Origin of the sequence: Priestia sp. TRN 1309 (assembly GCF_050846875.1) — a bacterium.
Lineage (GTDB): Bacteria > Bacillota > Bacilli > Bacillales > Bacillaceae_H > Priestia > Priestia zanthoxyli.
This window is the reverse complement of the sequence record NZ_JBOZGM010000001.1, coordinates 899,941-923,588: the sequence shown is the minus strand read 5'-3', so window position 1 is coordinate 923,588 and position 23,648 is coordinate 899,941. Positions and strand designations below refer to the sequence as shown.

General features: G+C 35.5%; 22 protein-coding genes. 9 read left to right on the top strand and 13 right to left on the bottom strand.

What is annotated here, in order from left to right; genetic code table 11:
• Positions 1-1,152, bottom strand: a complete 1,152-nt coding sequence (locus tag ACRPLQ_RS04875) for a DUF5643 domain-containing protein (RefSeq protein WP_432235748.1) — start codon at positions 1,150-1,152, stop codon at positions 1-3.
• A gap of 19 nt (positions 1,153-1,171) precedes the next feature.
• Positions 1,172-1,684 (bottom strand): sigma-70 family RNA polymerase sigma factor, encoded by a 513-nt coding sequence (locus tag ACRPLQ_RS04870; RefSeq protein WP_432235747.1) that lies wholly within the window; start codon positions 1,682-1,684, stop codon positions 1,172-1,174.
• 143 nt (positions 1,685-1,827) lie between these two features.
• Between ACRPLQ_RS04870 and ACRPLQ_RS04865 the strand changes: the two genes are divergently transcribed.
• Together ACRPLQ_RS04865 and ACRPLQ_RS04860 are read left to right on the top strand one after the other, a co-directional pair.
• Positions 1,828-2,841 (top strand): S66 family peptidase, encoded by a 1,014-nt coding sequence (locus tag ACRPLQ_RS04865; RefSeq protein ID WP_432235746.1) that lies wholly within the window; start codon positions 1,828-1,830, stop codon positions 2,839-2,841.
• A gap of 146 nt (positions 2,842-2,987) precedes the next feature.
• The gene (locus ACRPLQ_RS04860) at positions 2,988-3,170 is read left to right on the top strand and encodes a hypothetical protein (RefSeq protein ID WP_328153094.1); all 183 of its coding nucleotides are present in this window, start codon (positions 2,988-2,990) and stop codon (positions 3,168-3,170) included.
• Here the strand turns inward: ACRPLQ_RS04860 and ACRPLQ_RS04855 are convergent.
• Positions 3,145-3,498, bottom strand: coding sequence for a DUF4181 domain-containing protein (locus ACRPLQ_RS04855; protein WP_047750252.1), 354 nt, complete (start codon positions 3,496-3,498; stop codon positions 3,145-3,147). The genes ACRPLQ_RS04860 and ACRPLQ_RS04855 overlap by 26 nt on opposite strands.
• Before the next feature lie 192 nt (positions 3,499-3,690).
• Here ACRPLQ_RS04855 and ACRPLQ_RS04850 point away from each other — a divergent pair, with 192 nt between their 5' ends.
• Positions 3,691-4,341, top strand: coding sequence for a DUF975 family protein (locus ACRPLQ_RS04850; RefSeq protein WP_034267099.1), 651 nt, complete (start codon positions 3,691-3,693; stop codon positions 4,339-4,341).
• 48 nt (positions 4,342-4,389) lie between these two features.
• Here the strand turns inward: ACRPLQ_RS04850 and ACRPLQ_RS04845 are convergent, their stop codons facing one another.
• Complete coding sequence (locus ACRPLQ_RS04845; RefSeq protein ID WP_432235745.1) at positions 4,390-5,304, bottom strand: DMT family transporter; 915 nt, start codon at positions 5,302-5,304, stop codon at positions 4,390-4,392.
• Positions 5,305-5,820: 516 nt separating this feature from the next.
• On the opposite strand from ACRPLQ_RS04845, the gene ACRPLQ_RS04840 reads away from it, so the two are divergent.
• Entirely contained in the window at positions 5,821-6,663 is an 843-nt protein-coding gene (locus tag ACRPLQ_RS04840; protein WP_047750245.1) for an NlpC/P60 family protein, read from the top strand.
• A 57-nt stretch (positions 6,664-6,720) separates the two neighbouring features.
• Here ACRPLQ_RS04840 and ACRPLQ_RS04835 read toward each other — a convergent pair whose 3' ends face one another.
• The gene (locus tag ACRPLQ_RS04835; RefSeq protein ID WP_034267110.1) at positions 6,721-7,392 is read right to left on the bottom strand and encodes an MOSC domain-containing protein; all 672 of its coding nucleotides are present in this window, start codon (positions 7,390-7,392) and stop codon (positions 6,721-6,723) included.
• Between the two features lie 54 nt (positions 7,393-7,446).
• Positions 7,447-7,662, bottom strand: a complete 216-nt coding sequence (locus ACRPLQ_RS04830; protein WP_176343641.1) for a hypothetical protein — start codon at positions 7,660-7,662, stop codon at positions 7,447-7,449.
• A gap of 467 nt (positions 7,663-8,129) precedes the next feature.
• Between ACRPLQ_RS04830 and ACRPLQ_RS04825 the strand changes: the two genes are divergently transcribed.
• The 4 genes from ACRPLQ_RS04825 (at position 8,130) to ACRPLQ_RS04810 (ending at position 12,335) form a co-directional block, all read left to right on the top strand.
• A complete protein-coding gene (locus tag ACRPLQ_RS04825; protein WP_025750788.1) occupies positions 8,130-9,305 on the top strand; it encodes a NupC/NupG family nucleoside CNT transporter in 1,176 nt (391 codons plus the stop codon).
• 337 nt (positions 9,306-9,642) lie between these two features.
• Positions 9,643-10,419, top strand: a complete 777-nt coding sequence (locus ACRPLQ_RS04820) for an FkbM family methyltransferase (protein WP_432235744.1) — start codon at positions 9,643-9,645, stop codon at positions 10,417-10,419.
• A gap of 407 nt (positions 10,420-10,826) precedes the next feature.
• On the top strand, positions 10,827-11,183 hold the full coding sequence (locus tag ACRPLQ_RS04815) for a hypothetical protein (protein WP_432235743.1): 357 nt from the start codon (positions 10,827-10,829) through the stop codon (positions 11,181-11,183).
• A 183-nt stretch (positions 11,184-11,366) separates the two neighbouring features.
• Positions 11,367-12,335, top strand: a complete 969-nt coding sequence (locus ACRPLQ_RS04810; protein WP_432235742.1) for a CgeB family protein — start codon at positions 11,367-11,369, stop codon at positions 12,333-12,335.
• A gap of 137 nt (positions 12,336-12,472) precedes the next feature.
• Here ACRPLQ_RS04810 and ACRPLQ_RS04805 read toward each other — a convergent pair whose 3' ends face one another.
• The 7 genes from ACRPLQ_RS04805 to ACRPLQ_RS04775 all read right to left on the bottom strand — a co-directional run bounded on the left by ACRPLQ_RS04805 (position 12,473) and on the right by ACRPLQ_RS04775 (position 22,157).
• On the bottom strand, positions 12,473-13,738 hold the full coding sequence (locus tag ACRPLQ_RS04805; RefSeq protein ID WP_432235741.1) for a glycosyltransferase family 2 protein: 1,266 nt from the start codon (positions 13,736-13,738) through the stop codon (positions 12,473-12,475).
• 112 nt (positions 13,739-13,850) lie between these two features.
• Positions 13,851-14,585, bottom strand: a complete 735-nt coding sequence (locus tag ACRPLQ_RS04800; RefSeq protein ID WP_432235740.1) for a sulfotransferase family 2 domain-containing protein — start codon at positions 14,583-14,585, stop codon at positions 13,851-13,853.
• A gap of 634 nt (positions 14,586-15,219) precedes the next feature.
• On the bottom strand, positions 15,220-16,257 hold the full coding sequence (locus ACRPLQ_RS04795) for a mannose-1-phosphate guanylyltransferase (RefSeq protein ID WP_432235739.1): 1,038 nt from the start codon (positions 16,255-16,257) through the stop codon (positions 15,220-15,222).
• A 130-nt stretch (positions 16,258-16,387) separates the two neighbouring features.
• The gene (locus ACRPLQ_RS04790) at positions 16,388-17,311 is read right to left on the bottom strand and encodes a GDP-mannose 4,6-dehydratase (protein ID WP_221817680.1); all 924 of its coding nucleotides are present in this window, start codon (positions 17,309-17,311) and stop codon (positions 16,388-16,390) included.
• The gene (gene gmd / locus ACRPLQ_RS04785) at positions 17,308-18,273 is read right to left on the bottom strand and encodes a GDP-mannose 4,6-dehydratase (protein ID WP_432235738.1); all 966 of its coding nucleotides are present in this window, start codon (positions 18,271-18,273) and stop codon (positions 17,308-17,310) included. Before gmd ends, ACRPLQ_RS04790 begins: the two co-directional genes overlap by 4 nt.
• A 92-nt stretch (positions 18,274-18,365) precedes the next feature.
• Positions 18,366-19,481 (bottom strand): glycosyltransferase family 4 protein, encoded by a 1,116-nt coding sequence (locus tag ACRPLQ_RS04780; RefSeq protein ID WP_221817682.1) that lies wholly within the window; start codon positions 19,479-19,481, stop codon positions 18,366-18,368.
• Positions 19,482-19,805: 324 nt separating this feature from the next.
• Positions 19,806-22,157: a glycosyltransferase gene (locus ACRPLQ_RS04775; protein WP_221817683.1), complete on the bottom strand. Its 2,352-nt coding sequence runs from the start codon at positions 22,155-22,157 to the stop codon at positions 19,806-19,808.
• 778 nt (positions 22,158-22,935) lie between these two features.
• Between ACRPLQ_RS04775 and ACRPLQ_RS04770 the strand changes: the two genes are divergently transcribed.
• On the top strand, positions 22,936-23,535 hold the full coding sequence (locus tag ACRPLQ_RS04770) for a class I SAM-dependent methyltransferase (RefSeq protein ID WP_221817684.1): 600 nt from the start codon (positions 22,936-22,938) through the stop codon (positions 23,533-23,535).
• The last annotated feature ends 113 nt before the right edge of the window (positions 23,536-23,648 follow it).

The window sequence follows — 23,648 nt, the reverse complement described above, 5'->3', positions numbered from 1 at the left end:
TTAGTTGTCATTTACCTTCAAATTAAAGGCGTCTGAAGTTAAGTCTTTTGACCAGTCTTTTTCGTGATCACTTACATACGGAATAAATCGAAGCATAGTGACGTCCTTATCATTTCGGTACTCTCCGTCCATCTCTATCACTGTGTCTGTTCCTCCTCCACTGCCGCTTTCAGAAAGATTTCTTCCATTTTGATCTTTTATGTCTACACCAACATCCGTTCCGCCTCGGATGCTTCCGTTTGATGATGTAAACGTATAGTGCATTTTAATCGAAACAGGCGATACGCGAACTTCTTTAATAGACAATACGCCTTCTATTCCCTTTTCGCTAATCGGAATTTCCTTGTTTAACGGATACACTTTAGTATCAGCAATGATTTTTGAGCCGTTTACGCTTGTATGAACCGTCCAATTCCCTTTAATTTCTCCGTACGAATCCCGGTAGTTCCCGCTTTTCGTCTGACCAGGATTCTTTTCAAATTCGAGGCTCGTGAACTGCGCGCTGATTTGATAGTTTTTATTCGGATCAATGTGATCTAGCACGCTGTAGCCTTCAACATCAATTTCCCCGTCTCCGTCCGTGTCCGCTTGCGTTAATTTTAAAGCGTACAGATAGTCCCAGCTTCCGTCTTTGTTTTTGATTGGTTCCTCTCTAATACTTGAAGCAGAATCAAAAAACGACATATTGCCAATTTTCACGCGCAGCTCTCCCGGTCGAATTGGGGTGTTTCGGTTAAGACCTAGTGCCGTTCTTCTAAATTCATCTGCGCTAATCGTCAACCCAAGCAGCAACTGTCCGTCATCAAGCATCAGCTCATTTACTTTTACTTCGATGCCTTGATCCGTTGCGGTTTCATTTACCGTTTTTTTATAGCCGCTAAAGCTGCCTTCAGGCTTGTTCATAAGCAGCTCAATTTGCTGTCCAATTCGCGCAACCGATGCCCATACCGTTTCGTTTTGCATCATCACAGGTGTTACAGCAAGCAGCAGCACCGCAGCGGCAATCAACGGACGCGCTTTTTTCCGCGCGGGCTTTATTTCACGTTTTAAGCGCTTTTTCATTCGTTTTTTCTCGCTTGCCGTTAGCTCGATTTCTTCATATTCATCAAAGTCTACAGAAGATCCATTTAAAAAGTCGTACTCATTTTTCATCTTTGTCCCTCCTTATTTCTTATTTAAAAATCGCTTTTAATTTTTTTCGTCCGCGCGACAGCCGGTTGTATAAATTGCTGATGGTGGTCTCTTGTTTTTTCGCAATTTGCTTCAGCTCGATTTCCTGTAAGTAATACGCTTTAAACAGCTCGCGGTCTCCTTCACTTAAGTGACCTAAAAGTTCTTCCACGTCGTCCCTTTGAACGTTATGAACTCCTGATGTTTCACCAAACTCCGCTTCGCTAAGCGATTCATGCTGCGTTTTTATGTATTTGCGCTGATAGTCGATGGCTTTGTACTTAGCAACAGCCGCAACCCAGTTTTTAAACGTATTTTTCTCCGAATCAAAGCGGTGAATATGGTGCCATACCGCTAATAATACGTCGTTTATACACTCTTCTTCATAGCTTTTTAACGTGCCTAAATGCTTGCGGACGATGGCCGTAATTAATCCTCCGTACTGATCAATTAACAGCTCTAATCCTTTTTCTTTTTTACGCGTTATACACCCAACAATCCAGTCATCTTCCATGACATTGCTCCTTTCTCCTTGCTTTTACATCTATTAATACGGATTCTTTTTACAAAACCTATCAATCTTCCTAAATTAAAAATAAGCTTGTTTAGCATTTCCCTCGCTGGTAAAATAAGCTAAAACCTTTGAAGGAGGCCGCTATGATTACCTATCCTTTTCTTACATCTAACCCAACCATCGGCGTAACCGCACCGTCTTCTGGTGTACCGAAGCCTCTTCACTCCATGTTTTCTTTATCGTGTGAACGAATGGAGGAAAAAGGTTTTTCTGTTATACCCGGAGAAACCGTGTGGACGCAGCATAAAGCAAAATCCGCTTCTCCTAAAAAACGTGCAAATGAGCTTCAAGCCATGATAGAAGATAAAAACATTGATATCATTATCCCGCCTTGGGGAGGCGAGCTGCTGATTGAAATTCTTGAATACCTCGACTTTACAAAATGGAAAGCAAAATGGGTGCTTGGCTATTCTGACACCAGCGTTCTTTTGCTGGCTATTACACTTAATACGGGAATCGCAACGGCTCATGGAACGAATTTTGTGGATTTACGCGGAGAGTACTGGGATCCAACGACTGCGATGTGGCAGCAGGTATTAACGACCAAAGAAGGCGAAAGCGTGGTTCAAGTTTCTTCTGATTCCTATCAAACAGAATGGCAGCACGATAACCCGTCACCATGCGTGTTTCATTTAACCGAGCAAACGGCTTGGAAACATACAGAGTCACGTGACGTTCACCTCGAAGGGCGCTTGCTTGGAGGATGTATCGACGTGATCAGACACTTAGCCGGCACTTCTTTTGGAGACGTCAAAGCTTTTCGAGAAAAACATATTCCTTCAGAACCGGTCATTTGGTATTTTGACAACTGTGAACTGACGACTGTAGACCTTCGCCGTTCGCTTCTTCAGCTTAAGCTAGCGGGCTGGTTTGATAACTGCTCGGGTATTTTATTTGGCAGAAGCATAGCTAATGAACCCGTTGATTCCTACACTGCTGAAGACGTGTATCATGACCTCGCCTCTGACTTACATATTCCAGTTATCTATGACATCGACTGCGGCCACCTTCCTCCTCAGCTCACGCTTATTAACGGCGCGTATGCTCGTGTTAACGTAGAGAAGAATAAAGGCACAGTTGTTCAATGCTTTACGTAAAAAAAGAGGCTTGTATATAAGTAGTTTATTTAATTGAAGAAAAATTCGAACGAACTTGATTCTTGATGCAGAATCCAATTCGTTCGGATTTTTTTATGGATATGGTGCATGTAGGTTTGTTTCATATATGTAGGTGCTTCTAATGGTTGATTGGAGGGCAAGACGAAGACTCCTGCGGGAAAAACGGAACAAGTGAGACCCCGCAGGAGCGTACGCGACGAGGAGGCTCACCGGCCGCCCGCGGAAAGCGAAGTCTTGCACCGAAATCAACCGCGGTTCATTTCGTCGTTTCACAATTTTGTTTTACATATCTGTCATCAGTAATATAAACGTCCCAAACAAGAAAAAAGTTGCACCAAACCACGAGTGATAGTGCTCTTTTTGTTTTCTTTCAAACTTCCATTCTTCAAATCCTCGAATTACGTACAGGAAAAAAAAGAAAAGAAACATAAAAACGGAGGTATAGGCTGGAGGTATAACAAAGATCAGCACTAAAAACGCAGCAAGCATCACCATTTCAAGTGTGATAAACAGCGGACGCCTTCCCTTAAAGCTTCTCCAATAGCTTTTTTTCATCTTTGTATTCAGCTTCTTTCGCATGGCAAGATCCAGAAAGATATAAACGACTGCCAGAATCAGCAAATACACAAGCGTCATTTCCGTCCCTCCTTCCGACTTAAAATATCCTTATACTTCCATTTTAAAGGACTTTCCATAAATTTCAAGTCTCTAAAAAACTTTATCCAACTTATTAGTGCAAGCATTCATATATTTAAAAATCGCTAATATATTGACTAATGTACAGGTTAAATTCTCTGTATAAACTCACCTAGAGGGGGACATCAAGTTATGAGAATAAAAGAAGTGAAGCAAGGTGCACTCACAGCGCTGAAAAACCGCTGGGGATTCGCCGTACTGCTTACGTTCGTTACGTATCTAATTGCTGCCGGTATTCCAGGACTTATTGACTTTCTTGTTAACGGATTTCCAAGCGGGTCTGAAACCGAATACTCACAGTCTACCTTAGCTAATATTGTATCTCTGCTGCTCGTACCGCTCTTTTTTTCTTACTACTGGGTACTATTGCGTCTGGTGCGAGGAGAAAGTGTACGTGTAGGAAACGTGTTTGATTCATTTTCATCTGCGGGATTATACTTTAGAACACTCGGACTTTACTTGCTAACGATTATTTATACCGTGCTGTGGAGTATTTTACTAATCATTCCCGGCATCATCAAAAGCCTTGCCTATTCACAGGCTTACTACGTATTCCGCGATAACCCAGATTATTCGGTGAACCAGTCTATTACTGAAAGCAGACGGTTAATGAACGGCTACAAGTGGACCTACTTTTTACTCGTTTTAAGCTTTATCGGCTGGGGAATTTTAAGCTTGATTACGCTTGGCATCGGGTTATTATGGCTTGTTCCGTATGTAACGACTTCGCTTGGCGTCTTTTATGAAAAGCTAAAAGCAAATGAAACAGAAGTTGCTGAATAGAAGAAAAACCGTATTCGAGTTGCGAATACGGTTTTTCTATGGGTGATTTCAAGCTGCCTGGTCTCCTCCATCAGAGGGCTTTAACTTTTGATTCTTCGCTTTTTTATTCACTAAATAAATACTGATAATAATAAGCACCAGCCCTACAAGAAGTGACGACGTAAACGGTTCGTCTAAAAAGAGCGTGCCAATGACAATTGAAATAATGGGCACAAGAAAATTAAAGGACGCCACTTTGCTGGCCTCTCCTTTACTGATTAAATAAAAATAAATGAGCCACGCAACGGCAACGGAAAACAGTGCTAAAAATAAAAGCAGCAGCACAGATGATGAATTCCACACCATATGAGACCACCCTTCTACTCCACTGCCTGTCGCTGTCATAACCACTCCGCCGACAAGACTTTGAATGGTAATAAGCCAAATGCCGTCTACGCTGTCGCTAATACGTTTGATATAGACCGTTCCAATCGCCCAGCTCAGCGCTGTAAGGACAGCAAGAATAATTCCAACCGCTGAAGCATTAGCAGATAATTCCCCCATGCTGATAGTAGCTACACCTACAAAACCAAGAAGCAAGCCACCTATCTTGACAGCGTTCATGCTTTCTCCAATCCACATCCATGCAATGATGCCGATGAGCACCGGCTGCAAGTAGACAATCACGCTGAAGACCCCTGCTGGCATAAACATAAGTCCAATCGTTTGCAGACCGTAGAATAAGATTGAATTAAATAGACCTGACACCATATATTTACGCCAGTTCTGCTTCCAGTGAAGCTGTTTAGCTCTTGGCAGTGCGACTGCTAATAAGATGATTCCCGCACTTAACGACCGCAGTCCAGATAACAAAATAGGCGATGAATAGTCAAGCGCCAGCTTCGACATCGGCCACGTTAATCCCCAAATCAGTACAAGAGCAGCTAAAAGAATTCCATTAATAAAAGATGATGACTGTTTCATACAACAACCACTCCTACATATATGAATGTAAATGATTCACGCGTTCATTCCTCCTTGTATACTACGCTTCTTTTTTACTCACTTCAACTGGATGCTTTTGATGTAATTTATGTATAACAGTTATAGTAACTGAGCTTCTTTTATGACAGCGTATCTTTCTTCTCTATGTGTTCATTTAGAAAAAAATAAAATGCATCGCTAGTGAACAATATCATTTTTTACCTATAGCTTTTATATATCCTAAAAGCCTTGAAGCCATTCAGCTTCTGGGTTTCTGCTCCCCTTTTTCATTTAGCTTACATATTTTCTAATAAATCTATGAATCTCCTAAACATTTCTACCTAGATAAATTGTCAGAATTATTACAGAGAAGGTGACAATTCTACTTATATCGCTCTTTAATATTAAAACTATGTTACAAAATGTCGTAATTTGGAATTAGATGTTTACTTTTCCTGTCAGGATTGATAGACTCACAGTTGTGAATAAAACAAGTTATGGAAAGGGAGAAAGAACATGCTAAAGAAAGCAAATCGTACAGTTATGAATATGGGGTTAGCAGCATTACTTGTTCCCGCTGCCCTAACATTTAGCACAACTTCAGCAAGTGCAAATGACGGAGGCGCTGCACCAGCACCCGTACAAGAAAAGGTAACGCCAAGCGTACCTCAACAACAAGCAACTACTACTAATCAAAAAGTCATCGTAAACGTGAGTGCGTTAAATATTCGTCAAGGAGCTAGCTTTTCATCTCCAGTTGTTGGAACTGCAACACAAGGTCAAGAGTTTGCTATTTTAAAAGAAGCAAACGGCTTAGTTGAAATTGCACCAAACAAATGGATTTCAAGAAGCTCAAGCTACGTAACAATTGCATCAGGTAAACCAAGCGCAAGCCAAGTAAAAGGTGTAAGCACATCAACTCCTTCTACTTCTACAGCATCTGCATCTACATCAGCAGCAAAAGAAACTAGCACACCAGCACCTGCTCCAACAACAAGCACGGCTTCTGGAAGCACAGTAAATGTTGCACGTAGTTTAGTAGGATCACCTTACCAATGGGCAGGAAACACACCAAGCGGATTTGACTGCTCAGGCTTTATCGCATACGTGTTCAACCATAGCGGTCACAGCATTTCACGTACAAGTGTAGCTAACTACTGGAACATGGCGACAAAAATTTCGTCTCCACAACCAGGCGATCTAGTATTCTTCCAAAACACATACACAAGCGGCCCATCTCACATGGGAATCTACATCGGAAACGGCCAAATGATTCATGCTGGTTCACACGGTGTAGCTGTAGCTGACCTAGATGTTTCTTACTATCAAGATCATTTCTTAGGATACGGACGCTTCTAAGAAAAAAATGCCCTCCAATCGTTAGATACGTTCTAACGATTGGAGGGCATTTACTTTTTATCGCTGCGCGACAGAAAGCGCCTTTTCAATCCGCGTTTGAAATTTATTTTTCCAGTCTTCCGCAAGCTCAGCCACTTCTAAAGCCCGCTGCATTCCTTCTACATCTTTTGAATGATGGAAATATAAATCAAGCGTGAACCACACGGATACTTGGTCCGGATGAGCTTGAATTAATTTCACTTCCGCGTCTTTCGTAATCGTACCTTCTTTCAGCACGCGGCAAAGATAGCCGGTATAGCTTGTCTCAATCATTCGTTTTAAAATCCCTTTAACGCCCGTTCTCTTTGTAATCGTGTCACATGGGTTTCGCCCTTGCGTCACTTGAATAACGGCGTCTCCCACTTGATAAACGTCTCCAATACATACGTCTTTTTCAACCATGCCCGCTAAGACAAGATTTTCTCCAAACGCAGACATTGGCAGCTCCGTATCAAACTCTTCGTTCCATTTTTTGTAGTGCTCATACGGATACACGCACACCGCACGATCCGGTCCGCCGTGATACCTTAAGTCAGCTACGCCGTCGCCTTGAAACCCTTCTTTTGCTAAAAACGTTTCGTCTACTTGCTTTTTGCATATACCTGTCCGCATTTCTTTGTCAGAGCCGTATGCCATTTGTTCAGGCATGGCGGTTGCTAAATGAATCAGCCTTCTCTCGGGTGTTGTCATTATGTTTACACCTCTTTTATCATTTTTACTAGTTTACCACATTTATAGAGCGTTTTATTTACTGGATGTACTTATGAGCTGTCTCAGCGGTTTCCACTTAAGTCCTAATGCATAAGTAATAGCGGTAGCTGCGACAAATCCAAGCAGCACTCCTGAAACGGTCGGCATAAATAAAGATGGAAAGACCGCTACGCACGCTAGTGTTACCACAAAATTTCCGGTATACGACCATTTCGGATGCTTTGAAAAAAAGGTTTGAATACTATTCATTGCTAACTCCTTTATACAACTATTTTGTCATTACTCGTGAATATTCTACCATTAAAAAGGAAAAATTTCTCTTAAACAGCATATGATAAGTGATTTTGTCTCTTTTTTACTTCTCATGCTGTAATTCCAAGAACCGGAAGTATCATAAATTTTTAAAAATATTTCACAATTATATTAAAAATATCTTCATTTCCCCTTTTTCTTTTGTTCAAAATGATTTAAGATAGTAGAGGCTGTCGAAATATAAGTTATTATGTCAGTTCTGCATGTTTTTTTACATATTAGCACATAGTAAATATTATTTTACAATTACGTCATTTTTTATAATGGCCTAAAAAATTTTGCCCATTTTTAACAAAATTGGCGTAGAAGTTCCGTTTTTGTATAAAATAGAGGCCGATTTACATAGTCATTTCTATGCACGTCCCTCTTTTATAAATATAGGATACATGTAAGGAGAAAAGTAAATGTCAATTTTAATGGGAATTATCGGGATTGTAATTATCTTAGCAGTTGCATTCCTCATGTCAAACGACAGGAAACTTATCAACTATAAAGGCATCGCAGTTATGCTTGTCATCCAGCTTGCTATCTCTGCTTTTATGATGAATACATCGATTGGTCGCAAGGTGCTTGACTTTATCACAAGTGTATTTACAAAGATCTTATCATTTGGTAACGACGGAATTTCGTTCGTGTTTGGAGATCTTGCAGGAAAAGGCATTTTCTTTATCCAAACGTTAGTTATGATTGTATTCGTTTCAGCATTATTAAGTATTTTAAACTACTCTCGTATTTTACCCTTTGGGATCAAATATATCGGAGGACTTGTTTCAAAAATTACCGGACTTCCCCAAATTGAAAGCTTCACAGCCGTGAACGCTATGATTTTTGGTGATACAACGGCACTAATTGCGGTGAAAAACCACATCGGAGGTTTAACACCAAACCGTTTATTTATCGTTACAACAACGTCTTTAGTATCCGTTTCTTGTTCGATTCTAGGCGCATACATGCAGATGATTCCGGCGGAATACGTATTAATTGCTCTTCCGCTAAACGTATTCTCTGGTTTAATCGTTTCTTCTATCGTTGCACCTGTAAAAGTAGAAGATGAAAACGAAGTCGATATTAAAGCGCCTGCTAAACAAGGCACGCTGTTTGAAGCAATCGGTGACGGTGCCCTAGACGGCGGACGCGTTGCGTTAATCGTAGCAGCTATGCTTGTAACGTACGTTGGTCTTTTAGCATTAGTGAACTACGTATTAAACGGTGTCATCGGATTAACGGTTCAAGACATTTTAGGCTATATCTTCTACCCAATTGCCTTTATCATGGGTATCCCGGCAGACGAACTGATGAGAGCCGGCGGCGTAATGGGAACAAAAGTAGTAGCAAACGAATTCGTTGCCATGCTTGACTTCCAAAAAATGATGCCTCACCTTTCTGAAAAAACAGTCGGTATCGTATCAGCTTACTTAATCTCATTTGCAAACTTCAGCTCAATTGGTATCGTTCTTGGTACGATCCAAGCAATCAACGGCGAACAAGCTTCACGCGTTGCGAAGTTTGGCTTGAAGATGCTGTTAGTGGCAACAATGGGATCGATTTTAACAGGTATTATGGTTGGATTGTTTATTTAATAATGAGGAAAGCACTCACGTTGGTGAGTGCTTTTTTAGCTTTTGCATTTGTTTTTAATTCATGCGATTCAACGCTTTCTCTTGAAGTTAGTTAGTATACTTTTATATGAACGCTTTAACAAAGCCCTTACAACTATTTGCAAGAGGATGTACCCTAACGGCTATCTTTATTATTGAAGAACAATAGTTGTATAAAGAACAGAGGGAAACGTTAAAAATAAAAATTAGTAAATACGTGTCAGCACATAAGTATCTAGAGTTAACATTTCTCTTATCTTTACATATATATAAGAAGACAATTAATTACCGTATTAAAATTAAGATAGGACTGATGTATTTGGAAAAATCCACTTTAAATTTACCGTTCGATCAAAAGTCATTCACTATTTTTGGAAGTGAACAGGATATTAGCATATTTCAACCTGTAGTTAAAGCAAATGGATACTATGACCCTTTTATGATGAATTTCTTAAAAAAAATCATCAATCCTACAAGCGTTTGTCTAGATATCGGGGCAAATATTGGATTGATTTCCCTTACACTTAGCCATTTAGCGAATAACGGACTTGTTTATTCATTTGAACCTTCAAATACTAATTTCTCCTATTTGTCAAAAACGATAGTAGAAAACCAGATTCAAAACATTGTCTCAATAAATTTAGGGTTATACGACAAAAATTCAAATATCAAGTTTATGGAAACTGGTAATGGCGGAGGCTGGTCACATGTGGATGAATATTCAGAAACATTAACATCGAATGAAGTTGTTACTTGCGTGAGATTGGATGATTGGATTGAGAGCGAAGGAATTACAAATATTGATTTTATAAAAATGGATATTGAAGGTTCAGAAATTAAAGCTCTAAACGGTGCTATGGATACACTTCATAAATGGAAACCAGATTTGATAATAGAGTTCAATCCAGTAACTATTTCTACTTTTAACCCAGGTGTTAATCCAAAAGAATTATTTACATTGTTAAATTCAACTTATCCGAATATTTATTTTATCGACCGAGTTACTAATTCCTTAGTGAAGGTAGTTGATTATTCTCATCTTTCAGAATTAATAAACCCAACTATTTTAGGTGACCTGTATTGCACATTCAAATGATTAGTATTTAATTAGATTTATGTAAATATCTCAAACAATAAAAATTTAAAACTATGATGGATTTCTGAACATATTTTATATTCTTAAATTATAAATATGTCCATGAAGCGTTTAAAACATAATTTCCTATTAAGCTTCTATAATTTCAATCCTTATGTATTTATAAGCTCCTATTTATCAACCTTTGTATGAGCGATTAGACTTTTCCCCTTAGTTTGGCTTCTTTAATAAAATTAATTAACTTTCAACAAAATGATTATAGAGGAATTGGTTATAAAAATACATGACTATGATGGACATAAACTTTTTTTGAATGGTAGGCTTGAGGCTATGCCAGGTTAATGTTTACTTAATATAATACATTATCCTGAATACTCAGGAATTTCTTAATAATTAAGGAGGAAAAAATGGGATATCGTAAAAAATACCTTAAAGGTAACCCAGATCCTTATCGTAAAAAATACCTTAAAGGTGATCCAGATCCTTATCTTAAAAAAAAATGGGATCATTGCGATAAGGACGATGATTGTCAGTATGAGAAAAAATGTGAAGGATGTGTATGTGACCAGTTACGTGACACCACACTAGGTAGGTTAGTAACGGTTAGACTATTTGGAATAGACACACCACTAACATTAGTTTTCGCGGGTGTTTGTTTTGATACTTGTTGTGTGAATTTTTTTGATCCAATTGGAGGCCCCTCAGGCTCTATAATGGTTCTTGACTGTGAAAAAATTCAAGCTATTTCATTTCCAGTTGTCTAAATCGTAAAATTATCAGGCTGTATAACGAACAGCCTGATTTTTTGATATAAAAATAACTAACATATATTAAAAGATTATGTATCTTGTTTTTTATAAAAAATATTGAACATTAGACAAGGAACATTTTATATATTCCTACCATCATTTAGCCAATCCAATAACATCTATAATTGGGGGATATTTATGAGAATCTTGTATATTCCATCTGGTTTTTTTGGCATTTATCAGTTTTTTGACGAGTGTATTATTCGGGAATGTACCAATGCAGGTCACATTTGTAATAGTTTTAGTCCTTATAAAGGACTTGATTCTCTAAAGTGCGAAACCAAAAAATTCAAACCAGACTTTGTGTTAACAATGACAGGATTTATTTTCCCAAAAGAAATGACAGACTGGTTGCGAAATGAAAATGTTAAGCTAGTGGTCTGGATGACAGAAGACCCTTACTATATGGATACAACTAAAAATCTTGTGTCACGTTATGACTATGTTTTTACAATTGAGATCTCTGCACTAAATTTCTATCGTGAAAATGGACATCCTAATGTGTATCTTCTCCCGCTTGGAACAGACACCACAGTTTTTTCACAAAAAGAAAATGTGGATACAAACCAAATGAATGATATCTGTTTTGTAGGATTTCCTTATCCAGAACGAGTTGATGTCATAGATTTTTTATTAAAAAAAACTTCCTACACGGTGCAAGTAGCAGGAAGTAAATGGAAAAACAATCTCGTGCAATGGGGCGCGAATAAACAATTAAGCATAATGGATTGGATCCCTCCAACTGAAGTTGCTCATCATTATAACCATTCTAAAATTATCCTTAACACACACCGTCCCTATGACTTAGCGGAGAATAAAAACTCATTAGGTATTAGAAACTACAGTATTAATAACCGTACTTTTGATATAGCAGCCTCTGGAGCGTTCCAAATCATTTCCTATAAACCCGATTTACGCAATTATTTTACAGAAGCAGAAATGGTATCTTTTCAAAATAAGGAAGAGCTGCTGTGTAAAATTAATTATTATATAAAGCGTAAGGAAGAGCGTGAAAAAATTGCTTCACGCGCAAAAGCTAAAGTTCTAAGTCAACACGCCTTTTCACATCGTATCAAAGAAATTATTTCAACCATTCAAAAAGGTTAGTATTAGGGTTAGCTTAATGGTCGATCATAAAGCCTTTTTAATTTTCGAAATAATAGTTTACAAACTGCACTTTTTGTTTATAAGAGAATAGAAAATACAAATTAGACATTATTAATTAGCGGCTGCCCTTTTATTATCTATTGAAACGATAATTTCCAAGTATAAGATAATCCCTGTTGAAAAATAGAAAATTCATTTTTATCAAGGTGGACGGCACGATCTAGAGATAACTTTAATTTAAAAGCCGCAACATCAGTTTGAATAAAACAAAGAAAGTTATTGTAACTAATATAAAAGCATCCTTCATAGAAAAATATGACACCATCAGGCAAGAGTGTGCCTTTGCTAATGGATTCGGTAATATTAGGGCCGTTAGATAAAGATTGTAAAATGTCAGAGTCTAATTCTACTATTTCTTCAACATTAAATTTATACTTAAAAAGAGTCTGTGAGTTTTTAATTAAACGTTTTTTACCTTTTTGAATATAGTAAATTGAAGAACTATCCTTTGTTTTTACTAATATTTGATTTGGTAAGACTTTTTCCGAAACCGCACAGCCTTCCAAATACATAAATAAAACGGGATCGGGAATTTCTACAACATTTTTAAATTTCAGGCGTTTAAACATCTCATGAGCAAGAGCGCGGCGTTTTTGAAGGTCAATGACGTACAATTGATTAATTAATCCTTTAACCACGGTACCATCGGGAATGGTTTTCGGAAGTAAAGAGCTTAAATTCTGAAAACTATGGGGAGTTTTTCTACTAATATCGAGTATTTCTGATATTGGATAAAAAACTGTAAATGAATTTAATCTTGACCAGAAAACAGCATCTGCGTTAAACCAATATTCAGGATCTTCATTCCAATAACTACCGTATTTCATATATACTTTTTCTGCTATATTTTTTGTATGCATAACTGAACAATGATCAACTTTATTGGCTGCTTTTGTTAAAATTTCTTCCGCGTTTAACTCTATTACATACTGAATCTTTTTTTGATGATTAACATAATGGATCTTTTGACTCGAATATATTACTTCAGCCCCAGGATTGTGGCTAAAGAAATTAATCATCACTTCAAGACGATTAGGTAAATAAATAGTGTCATCAGTAAGGTAACAAAGATAATTACCAGTTGTTATAGGAATTGCTTCATTTATAAGAACCGCATACCTAGTCGTTTTGTATCGATTTTCATCTTTTATTTGGCTATTTATATAAGTAATTCTAGGGTCTTGTAAATATGAACGAATAACTTTAATTGTTTCTTCATTAGAATTATCATCCATTATAAATAATTCCCAGTCTTTTTCCGTTTGGTTTATTACACTTTCAATAGCTTCACCAACATAAAGTGGCTTGTTATAACTTGTGAGAATTATAGACACTTTTGGCATTCAAAACCACTCCTGTATTGTATTTTTGTAGCAAGTAATATGACTTTTTGGCTCAAGATGATAACTTATAAAGGCTTTGAATAAGTAGTGGTTTATTTCATTGATAAACTGCTTAATTTATGCCTACTTGATTTATAAATTTGTCAAATTCCAACTTTTCATTTAAATCTAATTGTTTTATTTTAGTTTCCAATAAACCCTTTCCGAATTTATACAATTCTATATCTAATTCGTTTTTATTTTTTAATACCTCGAGTATACCTTTTGAAAAAGGTATTTGTGTAGGACGATTGATTCCCCTATTAAGAATTTCATAATCATTAATATTCCAATTACATTCATTTTTAATGAAAAAGAGTGATTCATTAAACATTTCCATAATTCCTGGAACTGCAATCTGATTTTTAAGATTCTCTTTTGCTTTCTGTAAATCAGGTAATCGGTTTCCTGACAAAAACGAAGTTTGTCCATTTGAAACCTCAAATTGAAATGCAGGTAATTGAACAAATTCTTCAAAGCTCAAATTTTCAACTGGTTTATAAGCCACTCTCTTCCAATAATAGTAAAGTGAAATAACGCGTTCAATTGGATTACGAAGCATGACGAGATAAGTACAGGGTCTCTGTATAAGCTGATGGATTCCATAAGGGAGATGTCCAGTCAAACATTTTAATTGGCTATTTTTGTTGCTAGTTATTATCATCTGTTGATAGTCAGCTTCTGTATTATCATGACCCCAGAATCTCTCGGTTCCATACTGGTTATTTATTATTTCCCGCAGTGTAGTACCCCCAGTTTTAGGGATATGAATAAAAACAAATAGTTTTTCATTTTGTATATTTACCATCGTAGTTCCTCCGGTTGTTTACTAAGATTTTATTTATAAATATGAATCAATTTCAATAATTGTTTCATTTGCATAGTTACATTAGCAGAATGTTAGTAGTACATATTTTTTAAGATTAAGCAGCTTAGTCTATCTATTTCATTTCTCGATTGATTGAATTTGCTGCCAAATTTGAAATGCTATAAACAATCGTCACCAGATTACCATGAACTTTTGCTCGTTTTTCAGATCAATATTAAACAGTTTTCTACTGAAGGAATTCTTTTAAATAGGCATCTACCCGTTCGCCCACATTTCTCTAATATATGAAGATTTTTCATACCTGTGATCTATAACCAGGAGTAATGTATTTGTAGTTATATGTTTCCACCTTGATTTTATAAACTCTTCGGCAAAGAACATCACGGACTATTGGACAGGCCTTTTATCCGCTTGGCTGCTTTCATTTTAGCGTTCCATACTTTTGAAGCTGGCAGAACAACAGGATCATTCTCATATATAAGGGGAGTGAAACAATTATTAAAATCAATCTAGTTGCCTTTATTTCACTTATTATGGAGGATAATACTTTCTCTTTTTTTCTTTATCCTTAGAAGATTTTTCACAAAAACTATATTAAAACTTATTCTTACATTTATTTTTTGTTTTCTTCTGAATGGTTTACCCATGTTGAATTAAGAGCTTTTTTTATGATTTGTTCTTTTGATTTATGACTAACTAATAGTCCTTCTTCCGTAGATACAATTATTAAATCATCAACTCCGATGACTAAAGCTTTTTGCTTATCAGAAATCACTATACAATTATTGGATTCTAATGTATACACATTTCCTAACTCAAGGTTTTGCTTGTCGTTTTCTTTTTGAATCCTCTCAACTGAGCACCATGATCCTAAATCATCCCACTCAAACTCAGCTGGAATCATATATACCGTTTCAGCTTTTTCGAGTATGGCATAATCTACAGAAATTTTAGGTAATTTAGAGTAAGCCTGCTTTAAATTGCTTCTATTATTTAATAAAGTTCTCCATATATCTTTTTGTAGTAGCTCCATGTAATAGGCAATTGTTGATGGTTTCCATAAAAAGATCCCGCTATTCCAATATACATTTTTATTTTTCAAGAGTTCTACAGCTTGTTTTAAAGATGGTTTTTCTATAAATTTCTTAACAGGTACTATACTTTCTTGTCCTACACCCTCTTTAGCTTCAATATACCCGTAGCCCGTTTCAGGTCTTGTGGGAACGATGCCAAGAGTAACTATGGAGCGATCTTTCTGTGCTGCTTTTTCAGCAGTTATCATTGAATTCCTAAATAATTCTCCATCCGAAATATACTGGTCTGATGGCACGGTAACAATCACTTCGTCTTCTTGCTTTTCCAAAAAATGCAATGCGCTTAGAGCAACACACGGACCAGTATCTCTTCGCTCAGGTTCTAGAATGATTTGATCACTATTTATTTCAGGCAGCTGTTCAATTACCAAAGAATAATACTCATCTGTAGTTACTACAAAAATTTTTTCAATTGGTAGCCATTTCCGGAAACGATCATATGTTTCTTGAATCATCGTTTTATCAGAACTTAATGTTAAAAATTGCTTGGGTTTTTCTTTAATACTCCAAGGCCAAAATCGTGTACCTTGGCCTCCAGCCATGATTATTGCTTTCACATTGCCTCACCTCAACATATATAATCCATTTAATTTTTCGTCTGCTTATTATGTATGCATATAGCCCAGCCTTTGTGACAAAGGCCAGGCTGTATAAATATAAAAAGAAGGTCTTGTTGAGACCTTCTTTTTAAAGATTAATCATCCAGTAATTGTAAATATCTTCTAATGTATTCTCAATTGTCCTTTTTGGTTTCCAAGCTGTTAACTGGGATAGTTTTTTAGGATCTCCCACTAGACTTTGAATATCAGAAACTCTTATTTTTTGAGAATCAATTACTATTTCAATATCTACTGTTGAAAAAGATAAAAGTGTGTTTAATATACTTTGAATAGAAATCCCTTTACCTGTACAAATATTATAGATTTCTCCCGCTTCTCCGTATTGCCCAAGTTGATAATAAGCTTCAACAATATCTCTTACATCTGTAAAATCTCTAATAGCTTCCAAATTACCTATACTCATTCTATTACCCTGTGTTTTTCTTTTATTAATCATTGCGATTTGATAAGCAAAATCTGTTGTGACAAAACCTAACCTCTGACCTGGACCAATATGGTTAAATGGTCTAGCATGTATCACATCTAAACCGTACGATTTATTATATAACTTAATAAGCATACTTATCGCACTTTTACTTATTCCATATGGATTAATAGGAGATAATGGTATTTCTTCATGAACTTTCTCGATTCCTTTAGGAACAATCCCATACTCTTCAGAAGATCCTACCGTAATTACTCTTATATTTTTATCCACTTTTCTAACTGCTTCCAGCAAATTGATGGTGCCTATCACATTTCCCTGAATAAATGCCTCTTTATTTTCCCATGATTCTTTTACATTGCTTAGTCCTGCTAAGTGAAAAATATGTGTAGGCTTAACTTTCTCTATAAGCCTAACTGTATCAAATTCCGACAATAGACATAATTTAAAAATGTTTCTCTCAGAGTGATCTATTCTTGACGTTCCAAATACATCAGCTCTATCCTTCAGAAAATATTCCAAATGTTTTCCAACAAAACCATTAATGCCTGTAATCAATGCTTTCATTTCATACCTCTATATTTCCTTAAATCATGGTCAACCATCATTCTGATCAAGCTCTCAAAAGACACCTCTGGTTTCCACCCTAACGTTTCCTTTGCCTTTCTTGCATCTCCAAGTAGTAAGTCTACCTCCGCAGGTCGTAAGAATTCGGTATCTTGTATAACATAGTCTTCCCATTTTAGACCAACATAGTCGAAGGCAACCTCAACTAGATGGCGAACGGTATGAGTTTCCCCTGTCGCAATGACAAAGTCATTTGGATGGTCATTTTGAAGCATCAGCCACATTGCTTTGACATAATCACCTGCAAAACCCCAGTCCCTTTGAGCCTCTAAGTTTCCTAATCGAAGCTCCTTTTGCATACCATATTTAATCTTTGCCACCGCATCCGTTACTTTTCTTGTTACAAATTGGACGCTTCGACGCGGAGATTCATGATTAAACAATATACCTGAAGCGGTATACATATTAAAACTTTCCCGATAATTCACTGTAATCCAATGACCAAATAATTTTGCTACACCATAAGGACTTCTTGGATAAAATGGTGTTGTCTCCTTTTGCGGTGTCTCTATTACTTTGCCAAACATTTCTGAACTGGAAGCCTGATAAAACCGAGTTTCAGGTTTAACTTGACGTACAGCTTCTAGTATGTTTAAAACACCAATACCTGTAATTTCTCCCGTATATATAGGCTGTGACCATGAATCCGCGACAAATGATTGTGCTCCAAGATTATAGACTTCATCTGGTTGTGATAGCTTGATTGCTTGTATTAAAGATGGTATGTCAGATAAATCCCCTGATATAAAGTCGATTTCATTTAAAATAGGTTTAATATTTTCATAATTTTGAGTTGCCGTTCTCCTTTTCAAACCATATACTTTATATCCTTTTTCTAAAAGGAACTCTGCTAAATAAGAGCCATCCTGACCAGTAATTCCTGTTATTAAAGCACTTTTCATAATAATCTCTCCAGTCTTTTTTATGAAAATACTCATTTTATTATTTATGCAGATATTAAGATCTAATATTACAAATTTTAAAGAATACACAATCATAAGAGCTTTAATTCGTTCAGGCGAGCTTTCATTAATTCTCCGGATTTAATTGAAGAAAAATATTTTCGTATTGTTTCCTTTCCTTTTAAAGCAATTTTTTTACGCCAATATGGGTTTTCAATCATTTTTCTCATGTAATAGGCAGCGTGTTCGATATCAGGTTCAGCCCAAACTTGTTCGGCTTTATAAGGTCCCCAGTCGTCTCCAATCTTCGTTAGTTGATACCGTACTAAACAAGAATTATTTTTATTCATAAAATCCATATTTCCTGACCATCCAGTAGCAATCACAGGCTTTCCTAAAACCATTGCTTCAGCTAAGGGTAGACCAAACCCTTCTGATCGATGGAGGGAAACTAGGCAATCTATAATTTTTATTAAGGCGTTAACTTCATTTCGATTAATTACTTTATCTATAATATAAATATTTTTATAACCATCTATTTGTTTTTTTAAATTCTCTAAATCTATCGATTTACCGATTTGATTATTATTAATCTTAATAATAAGACCCACAGAGAAATCATCTTTTTCGAAAGCTAATTTAAAAGAGGAAATCACCCCATGGGGATTTTTTCTATTTTGAAAACTGTTTGGATCATACATCATGAGAAAAAGGAATTGATGATCAGGCAATAAAAAATGCTTACGCCCAATAATTTTATAAGGTGGATTAGTATTTAGGCCATGAGGAATCCTTACAACAGGAACAGGAGATTTTTTAAAAATTGAGTCAAAGATAAAGGTAGATGGTACCCAAACTTCATCTATAATTTTAAAACTTTCAGAAAACTCATCTGGAAATTCAGAAAGTTCCCAATGCCATACAGCAATGTTATAACGATTTTTAAAAAACTGTCGTTTTATAATATTGTAACGAAAAGCACTCTCTAATTGATCAGCATTAATATGAAATATGTTAGTATTGAAAATTGGCTCCTTGATTTCTTTGGTTACCCACGTTAAATCTTCTTTTCGAGCAGTACATATTGGATAGTTAACTATCCCGAATGGAATATGGACGCTTTCCATTGAATTAGCTGCTAAACGACATGACTCCCCTACACCTGATTCTGCTCTACTATATCCAAATAAGTTAACGCCGATGGACATTCAGGCACCCCACAATTTTCAAAAATATAATACCACTCAAAAACACCGTAATATTTTTCGGGATTTCAAAATTCTAAGATAGTCATATTTAAAATTCTGTTATTCGAATTTCATTCTAACTTACATACGTACGATGACTTTTGAGACCTTAATAAAATCATTCAAAAGGCGATATTATATCTGGCTTTACATTCTTGAACGTGTATAAGAACAATTAGTTTTCTCATCTCATTCTAGGATAATCCTTTAGCATAAGCTCCTTCAGTAGAAAACTTTTCTATCACGGTTTACTTCTAAAGGAGCGGTACGAAAAAGGTAAAATGGTTAAGATTTACTTACCAAACGCAATATAGCTTCTTTATATTTAATTGCAACATGCTCCAAACGATGGTTTCTATCAAAATATTCAAAAGCCTTATGTCCCATCTTAATTCTTAAGCCCGGATCATCTACAAGTTTAACTAACGCTTTAACAAGTTCAGGAATTTCATTTACGCCATAAGAGATTTTCAAGCACATTTCATCCGGAATTTCAGAAAAAGTCCCAATATCTGTTGCAATTGTAGGTTTACCTGCAGCAATTGCTCTCATTAAAGCAGCCGAAGTTTCTCCTTTTTGAGGATACCTCAACGAGACGACAAGGTCAGAAATAGACAAAAGTTCATTGTATTCTTCTGCGGGAACTTCTCCGTGAAAAATAATTCTCTCTTGTAAATTATTTGCTTCTATAAGATCATCTATGAACGATTGAGAAGGGGAATCTAAAGCGTTTTTTCCAACTATAAAAAGTTTTGTGTTTGAATTAAAATGTTTAAGTGCATGTGTATATGATACAATTAATTCCACAATTCTTTTAGTGTGTGCTACGATACCAAATGCGGAAATAATAACGCAATCCCCACAATTGTATTTCTTTCTTATTGTTAGAGGATTAGTTTTTATTATGTTATCGGGTATACCCATTGGAATTCTCAACACAGGAATATTAGAGTATAAGGCAGACAATTTTTCTGCAGTATAATGACTGTGTACTAATATCCCTTTAGAATGATTGACTATACGCTGTAATAGCATGGCTTCAGGATTTATTGATGTTCTGCTTAATATTTCATTATAGATATCATTGTTTTCCACACCTAAACTAAAAAATAATCCGTGAAGGTTTGCATCATGTAAAACAGTTATCCCTGGGTTTTTTTTCATTACAGGGAGCATGTAAGTATGGAATTCATTGTTGCCCATTTGATATATAAATTCCTTATAATTATGAGGATTAAAATCTTTTACGTGAACAATGTTATATGTTGACAAGATAAATTTGTTAACTGGTGTATAAGTATCGTCAATGATAATGTCAATATCAAAATATTTGTTTAAAACGGTCAATAACTCTTCGCTATAATCAGATATTCCTGAAGATTGGGGTCGCATGGAAGAAAAAAAAGCAATCTTCATTTTCACATAATTATTTACTACTTGACTTTCACCAATTTCAATTTCATTTTCAAACGTCGAGTAATATTCACCTAATAATCTTCCTGCTTTTTCCCATTCGAAATTCTTACTTCTCTCTAAACCTCTTTGAGTAAGTTCCTCTTTAAGGGTTAAGTTAGTCAATATATTATTAATACCTTCTGCAATATCTTTTGATGAATGAGGGTTTATAAGTATACCTGCACCTCCGACAATTTCAGGTAATGAAGAATTGTTCGAACACACTACTGGAGTTCCACAAGACATCGCTTCTAAAACTGGAAGACCAAATCCTTCATAAAAAGAAGGGAACACTGAAAGTGACGCGTAATTATACAGCATTATTAAATCTTGCTTAGGAACATAGTTAGTAAATATTAATTGATCGGAAATATTCAACAATTTCCCAAATTGTTGAAAGGAATTCACATCATTAGGAGTGACCCGACATATAATAACAAGTTTATAGTTTTTCTTTACTTTATCTGGTAGATATGAGAAAGAGGCAATCAATCCAAAGATATTTTTTCTAAAATCCATTCCGCCGGTGCAAACTATATAATTACAATTGATTCCATACTTTTTATTTAAATAAACCTCATCTTCTACTTTTTTTTCAATAGGTTGAAAATCCGGATCTACTCCTGGATATATAATTTCAATTTTTTTCGGCGAAATATTTAGCAGATTGGCTAAGTCATTCCGTGTACTTTGGGAAATGGCTATAATACCGTTAACCTTTTTAATTAGTTCAATTCTTTTCATGTAGTTTTTCATAGCTTGATTATCACGTAAATAATGATTTTTATAAATTAAAGGGATTAAATCGTATGCAGTAGAAACGGTGATTATATCCTTATACCAATCATGATCAAATATATCTATGAGGTCAAAAGGAGAAGTAAAGTGAAATAGGTTAACATCGAAGTTCTTTATATAATTTTGAACAAGGTTTTTAGGGGTCTCATTTCTCGAATTGCCTTCAAGATCTAGATTGTTTATTTCAAAATCAACTCTGTGGTTTCGAACATTAGGTAATCCTGTGAAACAAAATTCATCTGTATGGTTTAATAATATATAGTCTGTGTTTTTATCGACGGATAATAAATTATGAAAAAGATGGTGATTATAAAAACCTATCCCTCTATTTTTAGAAAATTCCGTGCACAAAGGCTGCATATCTATACCTACGGTAAAACCCATATTAATCACCTCTTAATTTAAGACAAACAATATGTCCTTCAATTATTCATATTATATTGTGGAATTAGGTTATCTCTAGTGATTGGATATTATATTAATATTTCGCTTACTAACTTTTTAACATTTCATAAGTTTGGCATCAAAGCAAAGCATATATGCCTCTTTTTTAACTTTCTAAATTTATCCTTTATAACTCTAATAAATATGCCCATATAGCATTTATTACTGCGGCTTTGTGTGATTTCAAATTTTATTTAACTAAAATGCTTTAAGACGTATTAAAGATTAGAGAAGTATATAAATCAAATTCAACTAAAAGTTAGTGTTATAAATATATTCTTATAAAAAAAGTTTTTGATGCATTTATATACTAATAGAACCTTCTTTCGTACTATTTGTTTTAGATAGAAAAATAGTGCACGTTGCCCCTTCTGCTGATAATTAAATAAGTTATAGAGTATGCCTATAATTAGCGATCTTTTAGAATTAGGAACAGTTCAAAAAATTCCCAAACTCAATTTTAAGATACTCCGTAAAGATGTGAACTATGTATAATTTTTTCAAAATATGTTTTGTAATCATGTTGGGAGATTTTTACCTTGAAACAATTAATTAATAAAAATGGTGTTTCACTTACATAGGACACGATTTGCAGCTGATTTATTGTGTTACTTGATTGAGGTTTTGCATACTTTAATATAAATCAGTTTTTTTAGAGAAGCTAATCCCTAAACAATGTATATGGATCTACTTCTCACATTACGGAGGTATATTAATTGTGTCTATAATAAGCAGAGAAACTTTTTTTAAAATTTTTGGCAGTGGTTCCTTTGAAGGTAAAGCACCTTTATTCACTGGTTCTGATGTCGAACCATTGATAGCGTTCTCAAGAACTTTTTATCCTAAAATAATAGTTGAAATAGGTATTCAACGTGGTGCTACAGCAAAATGTATTTTAGACAATAGCCCTTGGATTGAAAGATATATAGGTATAGATGTGCCACCTGACTATAAGGCTTCATTATCTATTCTCCAACACGAAGTACCTAAAATAGCAGGAGAATGTGTTAAGCAAGATCCTCGAGTAGATATAATCGTTAAACCTAATGGGTCAAGAGATGTGGTACCAGCTGATCTTCCTATAGCAGATTTAATATTTATTGATGGTGATCATACCGCAGAAGGAGTTTTGTTAGATACTCTGTTAGCTCGACAAATAATTCGAAAAGGAGGTATTATTTGTTGGCATGACTACGGGAATGCGACTGTCCCTGACGTAACTGCAGTAATTGATGATTTGAATAAAAAAGAAGGTGACCACATTTGTTTAATCGAAAATGGGTTTTTATGTTTTGAATTTAGTAGGGTAGGAAAATAAGATACTACACCGGTAAAAAATGATAAATTTTCTTTCCGTAAAATAGTCATTATTATTTTTATAAAGGTTGCATTTATTTAAAAAAAGATATAGATTCCTAACGGAATCTACTC